The 17489-nt window shown below is 63.8% G+C and carries 22 protein-coding genes; 11 read left to right on the top strand and 11 right to left on the bottom strand.

What is annotated here, in order from left to right; translation table 11 throughout:
* The first annotated feature begins 206 nt into the window (after positions 1-206).
* From DBO85_RS13760 to DBO85_RS13735, 6 genes are all read left to right on the top strand, one after another.
* Positions 207-698: a peptidylprolyl isomerase gene (locus DBO85_RS13760; protein ID WP_108107847.1), complete on the top strand. Its 492-nt coding sequence runs from the start codon at positions 207-209 to the stop codon at positions 696-698.
* A 76-nt stretch (positions 699-774) separates the two neighbouring features.
* Positions 775-1497, top strand: coding sequence for a UDP-2,3-diacylglucosamine diphosphatase (gene lpxH / locus DBO85_RS13755; protein WP_108107846.1), 723 nt, complete (start codon positions 775-777; stop codon positions 1495-1497).
* A gap of 91 nt (positions 1498-1588) precedes the next feature.
* Positions 1589-2332 carry a lysophospholipid acyltransferase family protein gene (locus tag DBO85_RS13750; RefSeq protein WP_108107845.1) on the top strand — a complete coding sequence of 248 codons (744 nt, stop codon included), beginning with the start codon at positions 1589-1591 and terminating at the stop codon, positions 2330-2332.
* Between the two features lie 114 nt (positions 2333-2446).
* Entirely contained in the window at positions 2447-3013 is a 567-nt protein-coding gene (locus DBO85_RS13745; protein WP_108107844.1) for an STM3941 family protein, read from the top strand.
* Positions 3010-3297 (top strand): hypothetical protein, encoded by a 288-nt coding sequence (locus DBO85_RS13740; protein ID WP_108107843.1) that lies wholly within the window; start codon positions 3010-3012, stop codon positions 3295-3297. The genes DBO85_RS13745 and DBO85_RS13740 overlap by 4 nt, the downstream gene beginning before the upstream one ends.
* A 110-nt stretch (positions 3298-3407) precedes the next feature.
* Positions 3408-3734 carry a hypothetical protein gene (locus DBO85_RS13735; protein ID WP_108107842.1) on the top strand — a complete coding sequence of 109 codons (327 nt, stop codon included), beginning with the start codon at positions 3408-3410 and terminating at the stop codon, positions 3732-3734.
* A gap of 35 nt (positions 3735-3769) precedes the next feature.
* Here the strand turns inward: DBO85_RS13735 and DBO85_RS13730 are convergent, their stop codons facing one another.
* The gene (locus DBO85_RS13730; RefSeq protein WP_233356610.1) at positions 3770-4297 is read right to left on the bottom strand and encodes a hypothetical protein; all 528 of its coding nucleotides are present in this window, start codon (positions 4295-4297) and stop codon (positions 3770-3772) included.
* Between the two features lie 599 nt (positions 4298-4896).
* Here DBO85_RS13730 and DBO85_RS13725 point away from each other — a divergent pair.
* Together DBO85_RS13725 and DBO85_RS13720 are read left to right on the top strand one after the other, a co-directional pair.
* A complete protein-coding gene (locus tag DBO85_RS13725; RefSeq protein WP_108107841.1) occupies positions 4897-5271 on the top strand; it encodes a rhodanese-like domain-containing protein in 375 nt (124 codons plus the stop codon).
* A gap of 98 nt (positions 5272-5369) precedes the next feature.
* Positions 5370-6500 carry a mechanosensitive ion channel family protein gene (locus tag DBO85_RS13720; protein WP_108107840.1) on the top strand — a complete coding sequence of 377 codons (1131 nt, stop codon included), beginning with the start codon at positions 5370-5372 and terminating at the stop codon, positions 6498-6500.
* Between the two features lie 9 nt (positions 6501-6509).
* On the opposite strand, the gene DBO85_RS13715 is transcribed toward DBO85_RS13720, so the two are convergent.
* The 4 genes from DBO85_RS13715 to DBO85_RS13700 are packed head-to-tail and all read right to left on the bottom strand — an operon-like array spanning position 6510 to position 10456.
* The gene (locus DBO85_RS13715; protein WP_108107839.1) at positions 6510-7244 is read right to left on the bottom strand and encodes a proteasome-type protease; all 735 of its coding nucleotides are present in this window, start codon (positions 7242-7244) and stop codon (positions 6510-6512) included.
* Positions 7245-7278: 34 nt separating this feature from the next.
* Positions 7279-8055 (bottom strand): transglutaminase family protein, encoded by a 777-nt coding sequence (locus DBO85_RS13710; RefSeq protein ID WP_108107838.1) that lies wholly within the window; start codon positions 8053-8055, stop codon positions 7279-7281.
* Entirely contained in the window at positions 8052-9002 is a 951-nt protein-coding gene (locus tag DBO85_RS13705) for an alpha-E domain-containing protein (protein ID WP_108107837.1), read from the bottom strand. Before DBO85_RS13705 ends, DBO85_RS13710 begins: the two co-directional genes overlap by 4 nt.
* Positions 9003-9046: 44 nt before the next feature.
* Complete coding sequence (locus DBO85_RS13700; RefSeq protein ID WP_108107836.1) at positions 9047-10456, bottom strand: circularly permuted type 2 ATP-grasp protein; 1410 nt, start codon at positions 10454-10456, stop codon at positions 9047-9049.
* A gap of 275 nt (positions 10457-10731) precedes the next feature.
* Between DBO85_RS13700 and DBO85_RS13695 the strand changes: the two genes are divergently transcribed.
* Both DBO85_RS13695 and DBO85_RS13690 read left to right on the top strand, forming a co-directional pair.
* Positions 10732-11073, top strand: a complete 342-nt coding sequence (locus tag DBO85_RS13695; RefSeq protein WP_108107835.1) for a ribonuclease E inhibitor RraB — start codon at positions 10732-10734, stop codon at positions 11071-11073.
* 156 nt (positions 11074-11229) lie between these two features.
* Positions 11230-12282, top strand: coding sequence for a DUF2235 domain-containing protein (locus DBO85_RS13690; protein WP_108108334.1), 1053 nt, complete (start codon positions 11230-11232; stop codon positions 12280-12282).
* Between the two features lie 107 nt (positions 12283-12389).
* On the opposite strand, the gene speE is transcribed toward DBO85_RS13690, so the two are convergent.
* The gene (gene speE, locus DBO85_RS13685) at positions 12390-13250 is read right to left on the bottom strand and encodes a polyamine aminopropyltransferase (RefSeq protein ID WP_108107834.1); all 861 of its coding nucleotides are present in this window, start codon (positions 13248-13250) and stop codon (positions 12390-12392) included.
* A 178-nt stretch (positions 13251-13428) separates the two neighbouring features.
* Between speE and DBO85_RS13680 the strand changes: the two genes are divergently transcribed.
* The gene (locus tag DBO85_RS13680) at positions 13429-13920 is read left to right on the top strand and encodes a methylated-DNA--[protein]-cysteine S-methyltransferase (protein ID WP_108107833.1); all 492 of its coding nucleotides are present in this window, start codon (positions 13429-13431) and stop codon (positions 13918-13920) included.
* A 218-nt stretch (positions 13921-14138) separates the two neighbouring features.
* Here DBO85_RS13680 and DBO85_RS13675 read toward each other — a convergent pair whose 3' ends face one another.
* The 5 genes from DBO85_RS13675 to DBO85_RS13655 all read right to left on the bottom strand — a co-directional run bounded on the left by DBO85_RS13675 (position 14139) and on the right by DBO85_RS13655 (position 17472).
* Entirely contained in the window at positions 14139-14321 is a 183-nt protein-coding gene (locus DBO85_RS13675) for a PLDc N-terminal domain-containing protein (RefSeq protein WP_108107832.1), read from the bottom strand.
* Between the two features lie 95 nt (positions 14322-14416).
* Entirely contained in the window at positions 14417-15100 is a 684-nt protein-coding gene (mtnC, locus tag DBO85_RS13670; RefSeq protein WP_108107831.1) for an acireductone synthase, read from the bottom strand.
* A gap of 4 nt (positions 15101-15104) precedes the next feature.
* Positions 15105-15650 carry a 1,2-dihydroxy-3-keto-5-methylthiopentene dioxygenase gene (locus tag DBO85_RS13665; RefSeq protein WP_108107830.1) on the bottom strand — a complete coding sequence of 182 codons (546 nt, stop codon included), beginning with the start codon at positions 15648-15650 and terminating at the stop codon, positions 15105-15107.
* Between the two features lie 53 nt (positions 15651-15703).
* The gene (locus tag DBO85_RS13660) at positions 15704-16321 is read right to left on the bottom strand and encodes a methylthioribulose 1-phosphate dehydratase (RefSeq protein WP_108107829.1); all 618 of its coding nucleotides are present in this window, start codon (positions 16319-16321) and stop codon (positions 15704-15706) included.
* Complete coding sequence (locus DBO85_RS13655) at positions 16318-17472, bottom strand: MFS transporter (RefSeq protein WP_108107828.1); 1155 nt, start codon at positions 17470-17472, stop codon at positions 16318-16320. Before DBO85_RS13655 ends, DBO85_RS13660 begins: the two co-directional genes overlap by 4 nt.
* Positions 17473-17489: the final 17 nt, after the last annotated feature.

Genomic DNA, 17489 nt, shown 5'->3' with positions numbered 1-17489 from the left:
GGACGGCGAGACGCATACGCGCAACGCCAATCCACTCAAACGTCTCATCGCCGGCATGCGCCAGACAGGGACGGCTCCAGGGTAGGCCGGTCAAAACAAAGGCCGTATCATACCCAACCCGTCAACCCCCTGACAGCCGCAGCGCCCTGTACCGGCTCGAACCGCAGCCCCCAGGCGCACTGCCACCACCAAGAGCGCATAGCCAGATGATCAAACTGCACACCAACCATGGCGTCATCAGCCTGCAACTGTTCGAAGACAAGGCGCCGGAAACCGCAGCCAACTTCATCGAATACGTGAAGAGCGGCCACTATGACGGCACCATCTTTCACCGGGTCATCAGCACCTTCATGATCCAGGGCGGCGGTTTTGAGCCTGGCATGAAGCAGAAGACCACCCGCGCACCGATCAAGAACGAGGCCAACAACGGCCTGTCGAACAAGGTCGGCACCGTTGCCATGGCCCGCACCATGGACCCGCACTCGGCCTCGGCGCAGTTCTTCATCAACGTTTCCGACAACAGCTTCCTCGACCACAGCGCGCCCACCACCCAAGGTTGGGGTTACGCCGTCTTTGCCGAAGTGGTTGAAGGCATGGATGTGGTCGAAGCGATCAAGGGTGTCGCCACCACCATGCGCTCAGGCCACCAGGACGTTCCGGTCGAAGACGTGATCATCGAAAAGGCCGAGATCGTCTGACTCCGAGCCCTGCGACACACGGAAGGCTCGGCGCGCTGCGTCGGTCTTCCGCCCTACCCCGTGCAAGGCCGAACGCATGATCCTGCTGATCTCCGACCTGCATCTCGAAGAAAATCGCCCGGACATTACCCGGGCGTTTATGCATTTCCTCGAGACGCGCGCGTGCAAGGCGCAGGCGCTGTACATCCTCGGCGACTTCTTCGAGGTCTGGATCGGCGATGACGCCATGGACGATTTCCAGCGCAGCATCGCGTCGGCCTTGCGCAGGTGCAGCGAGACCGGCACGCAGATCTTCCTGATGCACGGCAATCGCGACTTCCTGCTCGGCAGTTCCTTCTGCCGGGAAGCCGGCTGCCAACTGCTGCGCGACTCCAGCATCGTCAACCTCGCAGGCGAGAAGGTACTGCTGATGCACGGTGACAGCCTGTGCACCGCAGATCACGCCTACATGCGCATGCGCCGACTGCTGCGCAATCCGCTCAGCCTGTTCATCCTCCGCCATCTGCCGCTGCAGACCCGACGCAAGCTGGCGCGCAAGCTACGCGACGAGAGCCGGGCACAAACACGCATGAAGGCCAGCGAGATCGTCGACGTGACCCCGAGCGAGGTTGAGGCAGTAATGCGCCAACATCAGGTTCACACCCTGATCCACGGCCATACGCACCGTCCCGCCGTCCATCAGCTGGTCCTCGACGGCACACCGGCAAGACGCCTGGTGCTAGGCGACTGGGACCGACAAGGCTGGGCGCTACAAGTTGACGACGACGGTCTGGCGCTGGAAGCGTTCGACCTGGCTTGATCTGATTGGCAAATTCGCTGCGGCGTAATTGCCGCACTCAGTGAACACCCGTACACTCCCGAGCTTTCGCCAACGCATCGGTTTCTTTTTCATGCTCGCCTTTCTGCGCTTGACCCTGCTCGGCCTGCATTGCGCATTCGCCAGCGCTTTTGGACTACTGCTGACTCTCTGCCGCCCGTTCCATCCGGACAACAGTCGCCTGTGCGCCAAGCTGTTCGCCTGGCCGGCGTTGCGCATCATGGGGCTGCGCATGGACATTCGCATCGAGGCACTGCTTGAGCTGAAACGCCCCTGCGTGATCATTGCCAACCATCAGTCCAACTACGACCTGTTCGTCATCGGTGGCCTGATCCCTCCGCGCACCGTCAGCATGGGCAAGAAGAGTCTCAAATGGCTGCCCCTGTTCGGCCAGCTGTACTGGCTTGCTGGCAACGTTCTGATCGACCGCGACAATCCCCGCAACGCCCGCCGCTCGCTGCTGGCGACCGCCAGGATTCTGCAGGAGCGAGACACCTCGATCTTCGTCTTCCCCGAAGGGACGCGACATCCGGGCGAAGGCATGCTGCCGTTCAAGAAAGGCGCGTTCCAGCTCGCCCTTGCTGCCGGCGTGCCCATTGTTCCGCTCTGTGTCAGCAGCTACGCCGGGACCCTGGATGCAAACCGCTGTGTGGCGGCGCGAATTGCCATACGCAGTCTTGCGCCAATCGAAACCAGCAGCCTCACCAGCGCCGACCTTGGTCAACTGATGGAGGATTGCCGCAGCCGCATGCACGACTGTATTCGCGATCTGGACGCGCAGCTGCAGGCACCCGTCGGCGAGGTCGAAGCACTCTGAACAGCCCCTTCCGATAGCAAATGGCTAGCACTTCCTGATAGATTTGCCGAACCGCGTCAGAAAACGGACGCACAATAAACCGGCACTTCTTTCCAACCTGCAAAAGCCAGCTACATGCTTCCTTCTGAAACACTCATTCGTCAAAGCCGCACAAAACTGCTGTTCCTGCTGCTAGCCAGCCTCTGCCTGACCGCCACCGCGACCTGGCTGCTGCTCGGCGAGGCGCGGCATCGTTTCAGCTATCCCCTGCTGGTAGTGTTCTTCGGCGGGCTTGGTGCCCTGCTCTTTGGCGCCGCAACCATCGCCGCCCTGCTACAGCTGGCTCGCCCAAGGCTTGCGTTGAGCTTGAACGGACAGGGCCTCGTCGACCATGCCCGTAACGGCTTCGGGCTGATTCCCTGGAGCGAAATACTGGGTATCGGTTCTACCGATATTGTCGGCAACCGGATGCTGGTCATCCGCGTACGTGATCCGCAGGCTTATATCAACTGCGGGCACCGCTGGCGCCGCGCGAGCCTGAACATGAACCTCAAGACCCTGGGCAGTCCAGTGGTGGTATCGGCCACAGCCCTGGACATTGGCCATGAGCCGCTGCTGGCCCTGTGCAGGGGTTATCTCGAGAGGCACGGCGCATCCGCGCCGAACACGCAGAACTCAATCAAACCGGAGCAAACCCCATGATCAAGCAGCTGTTCGCAACCCTGATTCTGGCCATGACCCTCGCACTCAGCGGCTGTGGCTCATCCACCGAAGACCTGGCCAAGGAGGTACGCGCCAGCATGGAGGAAACCTTCGCCCAGGATGCCGCTACCCGGCACATACAGATCAAGGACTTCACACTGATTCACGAGGACGGCAAGAAGTACAAGGGACTGCTGAACACCATGGAGAGCGGTGAAAAATTCACCTACACCGTGGAAGTCACCTACGACGGCAGCACCTTTATGTGGGAAGTTCAGCAATAACCGTCGGCGAAGGTTGCCTTGAGCCGCAATAGCGGCTCGAATCACAGGTGCGCACAGGCGCCTTTCCAATACTCACGGCAGCGGACGCTGCCACAAGGATCTACCTCCCCATGGAACAACTGAAGCATTCGGGTCTGGGCCTCGCCTCGTTCATCATCAGCACCGGCGCAGCGCTGCTGATCTTCGTCCTGTTCATCGCTGCCGGGGCAATGGAGGCGTCGACGCCCGGCGGTATCGATGAAGAATCTGTCGGCGCCGTGGTGCTCGGCCTGCTGATCATACTGTGCATGTTCATCGAGCTGATTGCCCTGGGACTGGGCATCGGCGCTCTCTGCCAGAGCGGTCGAAACAAGATCTTCGGCGTACTGGGCACCATCTTCTCCGCAGTAATAGTCCTGCTGACCATCCTGGTCATCATCCTCGGCAACAGCATGTGAAATGAGGGGGCTGCTCGGGCAGCCCCTCGTCTGACCTACATGCCGCCGCCGGCCGCGCCTCCTGGGCCTGTGCCGGTACCCGCACCTGTACCGGTACCCGGGCCGCTGTTATTGCTGCTGCCCGGCGCACCCGGCGTAGTCGTGGTGGGTGTGCCGGGTGCAGTAGTAGGTGCGCCCTGCCCGGTAGTCGGCGTGCCTGGCGCCGTGGTTGAGCCAGGAGTGGTGCCCACGCCCGTTCCAGGCGCCGTTCCGGTTCCGCTTCCTGTACCCGGAGCAGTTCCGGCATTGCCACCGACGCCAGTGTTGGTGGCGTTGGGACCGGTATTCGTGTTGTTGTTCGACGCCGGGTCAGCGGTGTTGTTGCCGTTGTCCAGGCCGCCGGCCGGGTCACGAATCTGGTTGATGTCACGGCCGATCTGGTCGCGGTTCTGCTCCATGTCTCGCCCGATCTGCTGGCGCTCCTGACCCAGCGTCATGCCGTCAGTTTCGGACTCGGCGAACGAGGCGCCGCTGAACATCAGCCCGAGAGCGATGGCAGAAATTGCAAATTTTTGCTTGCGCATGATTCTTCTCCTGATTGATCAGTACGCCGCAGTGGACAGGCAGTCCGATGACGCCGTGCTCCCGACACTGACGACCGGCGCATGATCCCCAGAAAAAAACCGATGAACGGTAGATCCCGAACGGGTGATGACAGTAAGCGACGAAACTGCTCTAGCACCAAGGTCGGATGGTGCGGATGGATCGGCGTCGATAGGCTGCGCTATGAAGGAACTGGCTTCTTGCGACCAAGTCTTCTAAGGACTGTCTCTGCCCGCTCCTAGATTGAAAGTGGGTACCGTGATCGACCCCTTTTTCGTCGATACGGATTTCAGTCTCCTTACCGGTAACGCCCGCCCTCGAGTTGTTCGGAGGTGCTGTGCGTCACTCAAGAACAAGAAGGCGAACGCCATGTCCAAGCAACCGAAATTCCGTCAAGCAGGCCTGATCCTCTTCGCTACCGCAGTGGTGCTGATCCTGCCCAATCTCAGCCGACTGTTCGGCTAGTCCGCTCGGTCGAAGCACAGCACCCGATGAATGCACGCCGCTGCCGGCTTTCGTACAGACGAAAATGCGCGATGATGGACGTCGCCCCTTTGACCCCATTCCGGAGCCGACCAGCATGCGCATTCTCGCCCTGACCCTAGCCATTCTGAGCCTGCCCACACTGGCCGCCCCGATCGACGACGACGCTGCACTACAGGCACTGCAGCATCCCAACGCGCTGCTGATCGACGTACGCAGCGCCGAAGAGTTCGCTGCGGGCTCGCTGCCAGGCGCCACACGGATCGGCCACGAAGACATCGCCGAGCAGATCGCCACGCTCGCCCCGGACAAGGACACGCCCATCGTTCTCTACTGCCGCAGCGGCCGCCGTTCCTCCATCGCCCAGGATGCCCTGCAGGCTCTTGGCTACCGCAACGTCAGCAATGCCGGTGGCTATGAAGACTTCAAGCTGATCCTGGGCGACACGCAAAGACCCTGTAGCAACTGCTGAGCCAGCCGCAGCTAGACGCTGCGGAACTATCCCTCCTTTGCGCCTACCGAATGGGGACGGCAGACACCTGCCATCTTCGTTCAGGAGGAGGAATTGCGATGCAGGATTGGACGTACTGGCTGGAACCCGACCTGTGGATCAATTTAGCCATCGTGCTCGGCGCGACCCTTATCTTCCATCTGCTGCTACGCAGCGCTATCGGCCTGGTCCGCCGCCATCTGGATGCCATCCCGGAGGCCCGTAGCCGCTGGCCAGCCTTCATCTCCCGGATTCTTGGCCGCACCAACGGTCTGTTGCTGTTCGCCTTCTCGCTACTGCTGGCACTGAAGCTGGCGGAGCTGCCGCCCAACTGGCACTCGGCGCTATCCCATGGCTGGTTCATTGCCCTGGCTCTGCAAGTCGCGCTCTGGCTGGACACAGGCGTACGGCTTTGGACCACGGGCCTTTTGCAGCGCAAGGGCACGGGCGATCTGAACCCGGTCACCACCACCATCATCTCGATCCTGGTGCTGATCCTGATCTGGGCGGTGATGCTGCTGTCGATCCTGGCCAACCTGGGGGTCAACATCACCGCGCTGGTCGCCAGCCTGGGGGTGGGGGGTATCGCCATCGCCCTCGCGGTGCAGACGCTGCTCAGCGACATGTTTGCCTCGCTGTCGATCGGCGTCGACAAACCGTTCGAGATCGGCGATTTCGTGGTCTTCGGCAGCGTCGCCGGAACCATCGAACACATCGGCATGAAGACCACCCGCATTCGCTCGCTGAGCGGCGAGCAGATCGTCTGCGCCAATGCCAGCCTGCTCAGCCAGACGCTGCACAACTACAAGCGAATGAACACCCGGCGCATCGTCTTCAAGTTCGGTATCGCCTACGACACCCCCACTGCGAAGGTGCGCGAGGTCACCGAGCTGGTACGCAAGGTCATCGAAGCAATCCCGGAGACACGCTTCGATCGCGCGCATTTCCTCTCCTTCGACGACAGCCAGCTGACCCTAGAGGTCGTGCACATCGTGCAGACCTCGGACTACAACCGCTACATGGACATCCAGCAGGAGATCAATCTTGGCCTGCTGCAGGGTCTGCGCGACCTCGACGTTCGCTTCGCCTTCCCGACCCGCAGTCTGGAATTCATCGGTGGCCAGCTTCCCGAACTGAGTCTGGCGCGACGCCCACGCAACAGCGCAAGCGTCGATAGTGACGCGCTGGTCGAGCCCGGCAACCTGGCCTGATCAGCGCGGTCAGCTCAGATAGCTGCCCGGTGCGCAGGGCAGTTCGAGCAGCAGACGCTGCAGGCTGCCGCACCATTGGGCGCGCACCCCTTCGTAGTAGGGATCGCCCTCCTCGACCCTGAAGCCGGCGGGAATCTTCAGGCTGTCACGCGCATAGACCAGCAGGTCCAGAGGCATGCCGACAGACAGGTTGCTGCGAATGGTCGAGTCGAAGGAGATCAGCGCGCAGCGCAGCGCGTGCTCGAGATCCGTGTCATGGCGTAGCGCGCGATCGAGAATCGGTTTGCCGTACTTGCTCTCGCCAATCTGGAAGTACGGCGTGTCCGGCGTCGCGGCGATGAAATTGCCCTGCGGATAGAGGTTGTAGAGTGCAGGCGGCTCGCCGGCGATCTGCCCGCCAAGCAGAAACGAGCAGCCCATGTCGACACCGGCGGCCATGCTGGGTGCGGCGTCGTGCTCGACCACCTCGCGCAGCGTCTGGCCCACCAGCCGCGCGGCGTCGAACAGGCTCGGCACGTTGTACAGGTGCGGGCCTTCACCATGCAGGCGCTGGCGCAGCAGGCTGATCACCGACTGCGAGGTGGCCAGATTGCCGGCGCACTGCAGGACGATCATCCGCTCACCCTCGACGCCGAAGGTGTAGAGCTTGCGGAAGGTGGCGATATGGTCGACGCCGGCATTGGTCCGCGAGTCGGAAACGAACACCAGGCCATCGGCCAGGCACATGGCAACGCAGTAAGTCATGTTTCACCCATCAGGATTTCGGTTTCGCCGCAGGCTACTGCTGCACCTGTACGCGTGCGTGCATCTGCTCGCAGCCGCCGCCGCGGCGCACCCCGCGCACCGGACAAGCATCCAGATAGTCCAGGCCGACCGCAAGCTTGAGGTGCCGCTCCGGACGGGCCAGGCGATTGCTGACATCGAAGCTGTACCAGCCATCGGCCAGCCACACCTCCGCCCAGGCATGGCTGGCCAGGTGCGCGCTGTCCTCGGTCAGCAGATAGCCGGAGACGTAGCGCGCCGGCAGGCCGAGGGTGCGGCTGCAGGCAAGAAACGCGTGGGTATGGTCTTGGCAGACCCCCGCACCACCGGCGAAGGCCTCCGCCGCCGTGCTTTCAACGCCGGTGGAGCCCGGCAGGTAGGTCATGTGGTCGGCCAGCCCGTGCATCAGGTCGATCAGGCCATTGCGGTCGCGGCGCTCGCGGCACTGTTCATGAGCGAAAGCGCGCAGCGCATCGTCGGCCTGGGTCAGACGGGTGAAACGCAGATACGGCAACACTTCATGACCGTCATGCTCGACCTCACGGCTGTCGTCGATCTCGACCTGACCGTTGGCACTGATGACGATGCTGGCGTGCGGCTCTTCCATGGTCAGCACGTGCAGGATGTTGCCGTAGGGATCGACCTGGGCCCGCGCCGGGCGCGGCAGCCCCAGCTCCCAGCTGATGACGTGCTGGCGCTCGCTCTCCTGCGGCGTCAGACGCAGATACTGGATGCTGTTGCGCACCTCGTTGTCGTAGCTGTAGGTCGTTTCGTGGCGGATGGACAGTTTCATGCGGCCTCCAGATAGGCACTGTGGATCGCGGCGCCCAGCTGGCGCACTTGCAGGATGTATTCGCTGAGCCAGTCGTGCAGGCCGACCGCCAGCACTTCCTCGATACCGGTGTAGCGCAGCCGCGCCTCAAGCTCGGCAGCCATGCGCTGTGCCGGTCGGCCGTTGATGCCCGGCAGCTGGATCAGGATCTGCGCGAGTTCGAGCAGACAGGCGTGCAGCGAGCGCGGCACGTCGGGGCGCAGCAGCAGCATCTCGGCCACCTGCGCCGCATCCGGAGCCCCCCGGTACAGCTCGGTGTAGGCCTCGAACGAGCTGAGCGCCTTGAGCAGCGCGCTCCACTGGTAGTAGCCACGCGCAGAGCTGTCGCTGACCTCGTCGGCGTCCTCGCCGAGCAGCTCGTAGCGAGCGTCAAGCAGGCGCAGCGTGTTGTCGGCGCGCTCGATGAACACACCCAGGCGAATGAAGCTGTAGGCGTCGCCACGCATGATGGTGCCGTAGGTGGCGCCGCGGAACAGATGCGAGCGCTCCTTGACCCACTCGCAGAAGCGGCTCATCCCGTAGCGACCCAGGCCCTGCACGGCGATGCCCCGCATCTCCAGCCAGCTGGCGTTGATGTTCTCCCACATGTCGGCGGTGATCCGTCCACGCACCGCGTGGGCGTTGCTGCGCGCCGCCTGCAGGCAGCAGTAGATGCTGGCCGGGTTTTCCGCATCCAGGGCGAAGTAGTTGAGCATGCGCTCGGCGTGCAGCTCGCCATGGCGCTGCAGATAGTCCTCCAGGGTGCCGGTGATCATCAGCGGCATGGCCAGCTCGTCCAGCCCTGCCCCACGGCCGTCCTGCGGCATCAGCGAGAGTGAGTAGCTGACGTCGAGCATGCGCGCCAGATTCTCGGCACGCTCCAGGTAGCGCGACATCCAGTAGAGGTCGGAAGCGGTTCTACTCAGCATCGGCAACCTCCGGGTTCTGTTGTGGCCTCATCGGTTTCATCGGCTCAGTCCTCCACCACCCAGGTGTCCTTGGTGCCGCCGCCCTGCGAGGAATTGACCACCAGCGACCCCTCGCGCAACGCCACCCGGGTCAGCCCGCCCGGCACCAGGCGCGTTTCCTCGCCGGTCAGGACGAACGGCCGCAGATCGATATGGCGTGGCGCAACGCCGCTCTCGACGAAGGTCGGACAGGTCGACAGGCTCAGCGTCGGCTGGGCGATATAGGCACCCGGATTGGCCTGCAGCCGGGCACGGAACGCCTCGATCTGCGCCTTGCTCGAGGCCGGCCCGACCAGCATGCCGTAGCCGCCGGAGCCCTGGGTTTCCTTGACCACCAGCTGCTCCAGATTGGCCAGCACATGTGACAGTTCAGCGGGATTGCGGCACTGCCAGGTCGGCACGTTGCGCAGGATCGGCTCCTCGTCGAGATAGAAGCGGATCATGTCGGTGACATAGGGATAGATCGACTTGTCGTCGGCGACGCCGGTGCCGATGGCATTGGCCAGCACCACGTTGCCGCTGCGATAGGCCGACAGCAGACCGGGCACGCCAAGCATCGAGTCCGGGTTGAACGCCAGCGGATCGAGGTAGGCGTCGTCCAGCCGCCGGTAGATCACATCGACCGGCCTGGGCCCCGCCGTGGTGCGCATGAACACATGCTCGTCGCGTACGAACAGGTCGGCGCCCTCGACCAGTTCGACGCCCATCTCCCGTGCCAGGAAGGCATGCTCGAAGTAGGCGCTGTTGAACCGCCCCGGGGTCAGTACCACGACGTTGGGGTTGTCCACTGGGCTGGCGCTCTTGAGCGTGGAGAGCAGCAGGTTCGGATAGTGATCGATGGGCGCGACGCGCTGCGCGGCGAACAACTCGGGGAACAGCCGCATCATCATCTTGCGGTCCTCGAGCATGTAGCTCACCCCGCTGGGAGTGCGCAGATTGTCTTCGAGGACGTAGTAAGTGCCATCGCCGTCGCGCACCAGATCGACTCCGGCGATGTGCGCATAGATGCCGCGATGCAGATCGAGCCCCTGCATCGCCAGTTGGTAACACTCGTTGGCCAGCACCTGCTCGCGCGGAATGATCCCGGCCTTGAGGATGCGCTGGCCATGATAGAGGTCATCGAGGAACAGGTTCAGCGCCTTGACCCGCTGGATGCAGCCACGCTCGACCATGCGCCACTCGCTCAGCGGGATGCTGCGCGGGATGGTGTCGAAGGGAATCAGCCGCTCGGTGCCCTCCTCGTCGCCATAGAGGGTGAAGGTGATGCCCGCGCGATGGAACAGCAGATCGGCCTCGCGTCTGCGTTGTGCCAGTTGCTCGGGGGGTGTCTGCGCCAGCCAGCTGGCGAAACCGTGGTAGTGGGGGCGGCAGACGCCCTGGGCGTCGTACATCTCGTCATAGAAGGTGCGGGTCACTGGACAGCTCCTGGTCCGGCAGGACAAGGCAGCCATCGCAAGGCTCATGCCAGCGATAAATCATGTTTACTTTCAATGACTTGAAATTATTCCGGAAACGAATCGCACCAAATGGGGGCACCTCACGGAAACTGCGACGGGGTCCTGCGCCATTCCACGGCATGTCGGAAATGTCCACGGGCACTAGCGCGCAGGCGACCACCTGTGCCTACCATGAGGACATGGCGGTGTTCTCCGCCATTGCAACGGTTAATCACTGAAGAGGAGCGCCATCCATGAGCACGTCCTTGCACGATGATGTCAGCCCGACCCTGTTGCACCGCATGAAAGACCATGGCTTCGATTTTTCCCGCGTTCATCCCATCGAGTTCTACGCCATCCTGCCCGACGAGGGGCGCGCTCGCCTTGCGGCGCGGAATTTCCGTGGCGAATCGCTCAACGCGCAAGTCAGTCGCCGCCGTGACGGTGGCTGGAATCTCCAGGTCAGCAAAGTGATGCATGCCAGCGAAGGCTGCATCGACGACTTCGGTCAGGACCTGGCGTCGATAGTCGCACCACTCGGTGGGGTTCTCGACGGCTGGGGTGTCACTCAGGAACTGTCCGCCAGTCAGGCCTGACCGGCGCCTGCACACCTCGCTGCCCCACGGGCAGCGAGGTATCCCGATTCTTCCGACCACCGGTATCCTGCCAGGCAGCACACACCCATTCCCTGTGCTTGATTGATCGAATCTGCGGCGCCGGCCGCAGGCAATCTTTCGACAGGGAGCATGCCCGTGGCCAGGAACATCATCATTTCCTTCGACGGCACCTGGAACACGCCCGACCGCAATCCATCGGCGGACGGTGACGCCAGTACCAATGTCTGGAAACTGCACCAGGCGATTCCCGACAGCGCCGACGGCCGCGTCCAGCTCAGGTGGTACGAAACCGGCGTCGGCACGCGCTGGTACGACAAGCTGCGCGGCGGCGTATTCGGCGTCGGCCTGTCGCGCAAGATCCAGGAGGGCTATCGCCAACTGGTTCAGCTCTACGAGGAAGGCGACCAGATATTCATCTTCGGCTTCAGTCGCGGTGCCTATTCCGCGCGCAGCCTGGTCGGGATGATCCGCAATTGCGGGCTGCTCCTGCCGGCGCACCATCGGCGGACCAGCGAGGCCTACTCGCTCTACCGCACCCGCGATGAGGGCGCCGACTCGGAAAACGCGCGCTTCTTTCGCCGGCAGTACTCGCGGGAGATTCCGATCCACTTTCTCGGGGTCTGGGATACCGTCGGCGCCCTGGGCATTCCGGTGCAGTCGTTCAACTGGTTCAACCAGGCGTTCTATCGCTTCCACGACACCGAACTGAGCGGCATCGTCCGCCACGCCTTTCACGCCGTTGCGGTGGACGAGCACAGGCGCAACTACTGCGCGACCCTCTGGGATCCGAAACAAAAGCCCAACCAGACCATCGAACAGGTCTGGTTCGCCGGCGCGCATGCCAATGTCGGTGGCGGCTACGCGGACAATCCGCTATCCGACCTGCCGCTGCGCTGGATGGCCGAAAAGGCCAGCGAATGCGGTCTGGGCATCGATCGCCAGCGCCTGCCGGCGCTGCCAGCCGATCTGCCGAACATCACCGACTCCTGGCGTCACTTCCTCGGCGGCGCCTACAGCAAGGTCGAGCCGCGCCACTACCGACCTATCGGCGCCACGTCCTTCGGCCAGGAGAAGATCGACCCGAGCGTGCTGGCCCGTGCGGCCCAGGTGGCCGAATACCGTCCGAAGAATCCGGTGCTGGATCACCTGGCCGACGGCCCCTTGCCGGGAGGCCGGATACGCCCCTGAACCAGCGCTCCCCCTCGACCGCGGGCGAACAAGATGGCGCCGTTGTCCGCCCCGCCTAAGGCGCGATGAGAAATTCGCTGGCTGGTTGCAGCCAGCGCCCTCTCGTATCAGTCGTTGCCAGGCTTGTGGATTGCCTGCAGCACGTACTGCGGCAGGGCAAAGGCGCCCTGGTGGATCTCCGGGTTGTAGTAGCGGGTGACGATGCCGCTGCCGGCGAAACGCTGGCGCAGGGTTTCCAGCGGCAGGCGGCGGTACTCGGCTCTGGTCGAACCCCAGGCGAAGGTCATGCTGCCGCCGATGTAGGTCGGCACCGCGGCCATATAGAAATGCCAATCGGCGAATAGCTCGTTCATCCGCCCGGCAGTGGTCTGCACCTCGGACAATTGCATGAAGGGCGTACCGTTCTGCGTCACCAGGATGCCGTCATCGTTCAGGCAGCGGCGACAGGCCTGATAGAAGTTCTCCGAGAACAGCACCTCACCCGGCCCGATGGGGTCGGTGGAGTCGGAGATGATCACGTCGAATCTCTCCTCGGTGTTGGCGACGAAATTCATGCCGTCGTCGATCACCAGGTTCAGGCGCGGATCTTCGAAGGCGCCGCAACTGTGGTTGGGCAGGAACTCCTTGCACATCTCGACCACGGTGCCGTCGATCTCGACCATGGTTATGCTCTCGACGCCGCGATGCTTGCGCACCTCGCGCAGCATGCCGCCATCGCCACCACCGATGATCAGCACGCGCTTGGCGGCGCCATGGGCAAGAATCGGCACGTGGGTGAGCATTTCGTGGTAGATGAACTCGTCCGCCTCGGTGGTCTGGATCACCCCGTCCAGCGCCATCACCCGACCCATGCGGGCGTTCTCGAAGATCACCAGATGCTGATGCTCGGTGCGCACCTCGTGCAGCAGTTTATCCATGCTGAAACGCTGGCCATAGCCTTGGTAGAGGGTTTCCAGATAATCACTCATGGCGTCGGTCTCCGCTGCACTGAAAGCTCGCCCGGGCAGATCGCCATCGGGCACAAGGGCGCGCATTCTACTGCCGTGGGTGTTACAGGTCGAACCGCGCTCGCCAGAGCCCCGCTTCGGTGGCGAGCCGGGACTGGAGCAGGCAGGATGTCCACCTCGCCGTCCCGAGGCCCATGCCATGTTCCATCGCTACCATGAAAGCCCACTCGGTCGCCTGCTGCTGGCCGGCGATGACGCCGGCCTGTGCCTGCTGCACATGGATCAGGACGACCCACACCCGCCCGTAGGGGGCTGGCAGCCTGCCGGCGCGCAGCTGGACGAGGTCTGCCGCCAGCTCGATGAGTACTTCGCCGGCCGCCGCCAGCGTTTCGAGCTGCGTCTGGCGGCCAGGGGCACCCCCTTCCAGCGGGCGGTCTGGGATGCCCTGGTTGCAATACCCTTTGGCAGCACCTGCAGCTACGCCGAACTGGCTCGGCGCATCGATCGACCCAAAGCGATTCGCGCGGTAGGCGCGGCCAACGGCGCCAATCCCATCGCGGTGATAGTGCCCTGCCATCGGGTGATCGGCAGTGACGGCAGCCTTACCGGCTTTGCCGGTGGCCTGTCGCGCAAGGCACTCCTGCTGCAGCTCGAAGGCGCACTGCCAATGCAGCAGGGCTCGCTGTTGTAGCTGCTGAGCGATCTGCCGGCCTGGCTCCGTCGGGCCCGACGACCATAATTACGACCCGTACCCAACGAACGGCCTCGCACACTGCACGAATCCGCCGCACCGCAAGGCCCGCTCAGTTGGGCCTGGCGGCCCAACCTACTACCTTTCAGAGCCGTAGCTTGGTGCCGAGCATGACGAGGCCCAACAGGCGCGCCGAAGGCAGCCCCCATTGGCCGCATCTATACCCGCGAACGTGGCCCCATCAGCGCCCAGATGATCAGGCCTACCAGCGGCAGGATGACGATCAGCAGGATCCACAGCACCTTGGCACCGGTGCCGGCGCTGCTGCGAATGACGTTGAGGATGGCCCAGATATCCAGGACCAGGATGATCAGGCTGAACAGCCCGCCGAACAGTTCCATGACGACTCCTTGTGGTTGCACCGGCGCAATGGCCCGGTATCACTGGGAGTCTTCACCCGACGCCTGGGTTCAGCAGCAGGCGCCGAGCGCAACGCTCAGAAGCCGGCCGGGTCGATCACCGCGAAGCTCGCCACCTGCGGGTGGTCGCCCAACTGCCCGCCCTCGCGGACCAGACCGCAGGTCTGCATGCCCGCCTCGCGCGCAGCATCCAGCTCCTGCACCACGTCGGAGAGAAACAGGATCTCCTCGGCGGGAAGATCAATGGCCGCAGCGATCCGCGCATAGGAATCCGCCTCGCGCTTCGGCCCGCTGGTGGTATCGAAGTAGCCTGAGAACAGCGGCGTCAGATCGCCCGCCTCGGAACAGCCGAAGATCAGCTTCTGCGCCTGGATCGAGCCTGAGGAATACACATAGAGCGCGTAACCCTGCTCATGCCAGCGGCGCAACGCTTCCACCGCATCGGGGTAGACATGGCCCTTGAGCGCACCGGCGCGGTAGCCCTGCTCCCAGACCATGCCCTGCAGCGCCTTCAGCGACGTGGCCTTGCGGTCGATGTCGATCCAGCGCAGCAGGATATCGGTCACCCGTGGCAGATCTGCCTCGGTGTCGCCGCTCTCGCTGCGCACCGCCTCGATCTGCGCGGCGACCGCCAGATCAGACGCATGCTCGTGGAGAAAACCCGGCAGATGCCGGCGGGCGTACGGAAACAGCACGTCGAAGACGAAGCTCACCGCGCTGGTGGTGCCTTCGATATCGGTGAGTATCGCGCGGATGGCCAAGGCGTCAGTCCTCCAGGCGCGGGAAGCGGCTGGCGATCTCGTCACCAGTGAACTTCGCCACCCAGCCGTCGGGGTTGTTGAACAGGCGGATGGCGACGAAGTGCGGATGCTCGCCCATGTCGAACCAGTGCGGCGTGCCGGCCGGCACCGAGATCAGGTCGCCCTTCTCGCACAGCACCTCGAACACCTGCTCGCCAACATGCAGGCTGAACAGCCCGCGGCCGGCGACGAAGAAGCGCACCTCGTCCTCGCCGTGGCTGTGCTCGTCGAGGAACTTGGCACGCAGCTCGGCCTTCTGCGGGTGGTCGGCATTCAGGCTGACCACATCGACGGTGACGTAGCCGTCCTCGGCCATCAGCCTGTCGATCTGCGGACGGTAGGCGGCGATCACCTCCTCGCTGCTGGCACCGGGCGCGATGGGCGCACTCGCCTGCCACTGCTCGAAGCGCACACCGACCTCGGCCAGGGTGCTGGCGATGTCCTCGGCATGGCTCAGCACCTTGCTCGGCAAAGCCGGATGATGTTCGTGATAAACACTCAGTCTGCTCATGGGATCACTCCTTGCAGGGCCGCGGCTCGGCCTGCGGCATTGAATTCTCGGGCTCAGCGCTGCAGCGCGCGGACCTTCAGCTCACACTCGAAGAGAAACTCGAAGGCCTCCACCTGGCGCAGCGCATCGCTCATCGCCGGCCCCCAGGTGTACAGCCCGTGGCCACGGATCAGGTAGCCGACGCAGTCCGGGTGTGCCGCAAGCCACGGCTGCACCTTGCCGGCCAGGCGGGCGATGTCCTGGTCATTGTCGAAGATCGGCACGCGCACTTCGCCTTCGTGGCTGCTGACGCCGGCGAAGGCCTTTTGCAGTTCGTAATCGACGAACACCAGCGAGTCGCCAGCGGTCATCCGCGACAGCACGGTGGCATTCACCGAATGGGTGTGCAGCACCGCGCCGATATCCGGGTTCCAGCGGTACAGCTGGGTATGCAGCAGGGTTTCCGCCGAGGGCTTCTTGCCCTCCTCGAGGCTCTGCCCCTGCATATCGACGGCGAGCAGATCGGCCGGCGTCAGCTCGCCCTTGTGCTTGCCGGAGACGGTCAGCAGCGCTTCGCTGCTGGTCAGCCGGGCGGAATAGTTGCTGCTGGTCGCCGGCGACCAGCCTCGCGAGTAGAGAAAGCGCCCGGCGTCGATGATCGCCTGGCTGAGGGTGTCACGGCTGGCAGTCATGCCCGCTCCTCCTGCAAAGGGATGGCAATGATAACGGCTGCGGCCAATGCCGCCAGGCTGGCGATGGCAAAGGTGGCATCCGCGCCCAGGCTGTTCCAGCTGTAGCCGGCGTAAAGCGCACCCAGCGCACCACCGACCCCGGCCAGGGTGGCATAGAGCGCCTGGCCCTGGCCCTGCTGGTGCGAACCGAAGCTGCGCTGGACGAAATGCACCGCGGCGACGTGGAAGCTGCCGAAGGTCGCCGCGTGCATCAGCTGCGCCAGCAGCAGTACCGCCAGGTGCTCGGCGAAATAGCCCAATAGCAGCCAGCGCACGGCCGCCAGGAGGAAACTCGCCGCCAGGATGGCGCGCAGCGAGAAGCGCGCCAGCACCCGCGCCATCACCAGGAACAGGATGATCTCCGCCACCACCCCCAGCGCCCAGAGCAGGCCGATCACCCCGCGGCTGTAGCCGAGCGCTTCGAGATGGATGCTGAGGAAGGTGTAGTAAGGCCCGTGGCTGAGCTGCATCAGCCCGACGCAGGCGAAGAATGCCAGCACCCCGGGGCGACGCAGCTGGCGCAGAAAACCGCTGTCCGCCTGCGAGCTGTCGGCCACCATCGTGGGGGTCGCACTCGGCACCCAGAAGCTGCCCAGGACGATGCCGCACATGATCAGGATCAGCGCCCAGGGATAGGCATCCAGGCTGACCCGCTGGAACAGCACGCCCAGGCCGATCACCGTGCAGATGAAGCCGATGCTGCCCCACAGGCGGATGCGCGCGTAGCGCGCCGACTGTTCATGCAGGTGCGCCAGGGTGATGACCTCCAGCTGCGGCAGGATCGCGTGCCAGAAGAACGCATGCAGGATCATCACCAGCGCCAGCCAGGCGAAGCTCTTGCCCAGCAGGATCAGCGTGAAGGCGCCCAGGGTGCAGAGCGCACCGAGGCGGACGATAGCCAGGCGCCGACCGCTGACGTCACCCAGCCAGCCCCACAGGTTGGGCGCGATGCAGCGCATCAGCATCGGCAATGCCACCAGTTCACCGATGCGCGCGGCGGAAAAGCCCAGGTGCTCGAAATACAGGCCGAGGAACGGCGCTGTCGCACCGAGCAGGGCGAAGTAGAAGAAATAGAAGTTGGACAACCGCCAGTACGGCACCGCAGCGCTCATGGGTTGCGCGTGCCCGC

Origin of the sequence: Pseudomonas mangrovi, assembly GCF_003052585.1 — a bacterium.
Classification (GTDB): Bacteria; Pseudomonadota; Gammaproteobacteria; order Pseudomonadales; family Pseudomonadaceae; genus Aquipseudomonas; species Aquipseudomonas mangrovi.
This window is presented reverse-complemented; position numbering and strand designations above follow the sequence as displayed.

Bases quoted from the DNA above. Each gene is read 5' to 3' on its own strand.
- DBO85_RS13735 (WP_108107842.1), top strand. From the start codon at position 3,408: ATGGAACAACTGAAGCATTCGGGTCTGGGCCTCGCCTCGTTCATCATC.
- DBO85_RS13705 (WP_108107837.1), bottom strand. From the start codon at position 9,002: ATGCTGAGTAGAACCGCTTCCGACCTCTACTGGATGTCGCGCTACCTG.
- DBO85_RS13730 (WP_233356610.1), bottom strand. From the start codon at position 4,297: ATGCGCAAGCAAAAATTTGCAATTTCTGCCATCGCTCTCGGGCTGATG.
- lpxH (WP_108107846.1), top strand. From the start codon at position 775: ATGATCCTGCTGATCTCCGACCTGCATCTCGAAGAAAATCGCCCGGAC.
- DBO85_RS13665 (WP_108107830.1), bottom strand. From the start codon at position 15,650: ATGAGCAGACTGAGTGTTTATCACGAACATCATCCGGCTTTGCCGAGC.
- DBO85_RS13750 (WP_108107845.1), top strand. From the start codon at position 1,589: ATGCTCGCCTTTCTGCGCTTGACCCTGCTCGGCCTGCATTGCGCATTC.
- DBO85_RS13720 (WP_108107840.1), top strand. From the start codon at position 5,370: ATGCAGGATTGGACGTACTGGCTGGAACCCGACCTGTGGATCAATTTA.
- DBO85_RS13710 (WP_108107838.1), bottom strand. From the start codon at position 8,055: ATGAAACTGTCCATCCGCCACGAAACGACCTACAGCTACGACAACGAG.
- DBO85_RS13760 (WP_108107847.1), top strand. From the start codon at position 207: ATGATCAAACTGCACACCAACCATGGCGTCATCAGCCTGCAACTGTTC.
- DBO85_RS13695 (WP_108107835.1), top strand. From the start codon at position 10,732: ATGAGCACGTCCTTGCACGATGATGTCAGCCCGACCCTGTTGCACCGC.
- DBO85_RS13725 (WP_108107841.1), top strand. From the start codon at position 4,897: ATGCGCATTCTCGCCCTGACCCTAGCCATTCTGAGCCTGCCCACACTG.
- DBO85_RS13715 (WP_108107839.1), bottom strand. From the start codon at position 7,244: ATGACTTACTGCGTTGCCATGTGCCTGGCCGATGGCCTGGTGTTCGTT.
- DBO85_RS13660 (WP_108107829.1), bottom strand. From the start codon at position 16,321: ATGACTGCCAGCCGTGACACCCTCAGCCAGGCGATCATCGACGCCGGG.
- DBO85_RS13655 (WP_108107828.1), bottom strand. From the start codon at position 17,472: ATGAGCGCTGCGGTGCCGTACTGGCGGTTGTCCAACTTCTATTTCTTC.
- DBO85_RS13745 (WP_108107844.1), top strand. From the start codon at position 2,447: ATGCTTCCTTCTGAAACACTCATTCGTCAAAGCCGCACAAAACTGCTG.
- DBO85_RS13675 (WP_108107832.1), bottom strand. From the start codon at position 14,321: ATGGAACTGTTCGGCGGGCTGTTCAGCCTGATCATCCTGGTCCTGGAT.
- DBO85_RS13740 (WP_108107843.1), top strand. From the start codon at position 3,010: ATGATCAAGCAGCTGTTCGCAACCCTGATTCTGGCCATGACCCTCGCA.
- DBO85_RS13680 (WP_108107833.1), top strand. From the start codon at position 13,429: ATGTTCCATCGCTACCATGAAAGCCCACTCGGTCGCCTGCTGCTGGCC.
- speE (WP_108107834.1), bottom strand. From the start codon at position 13,250: ATGAGTGATTATCTGGAAACCCTCTACCAAGGCTATGGCCAGCGTTTC.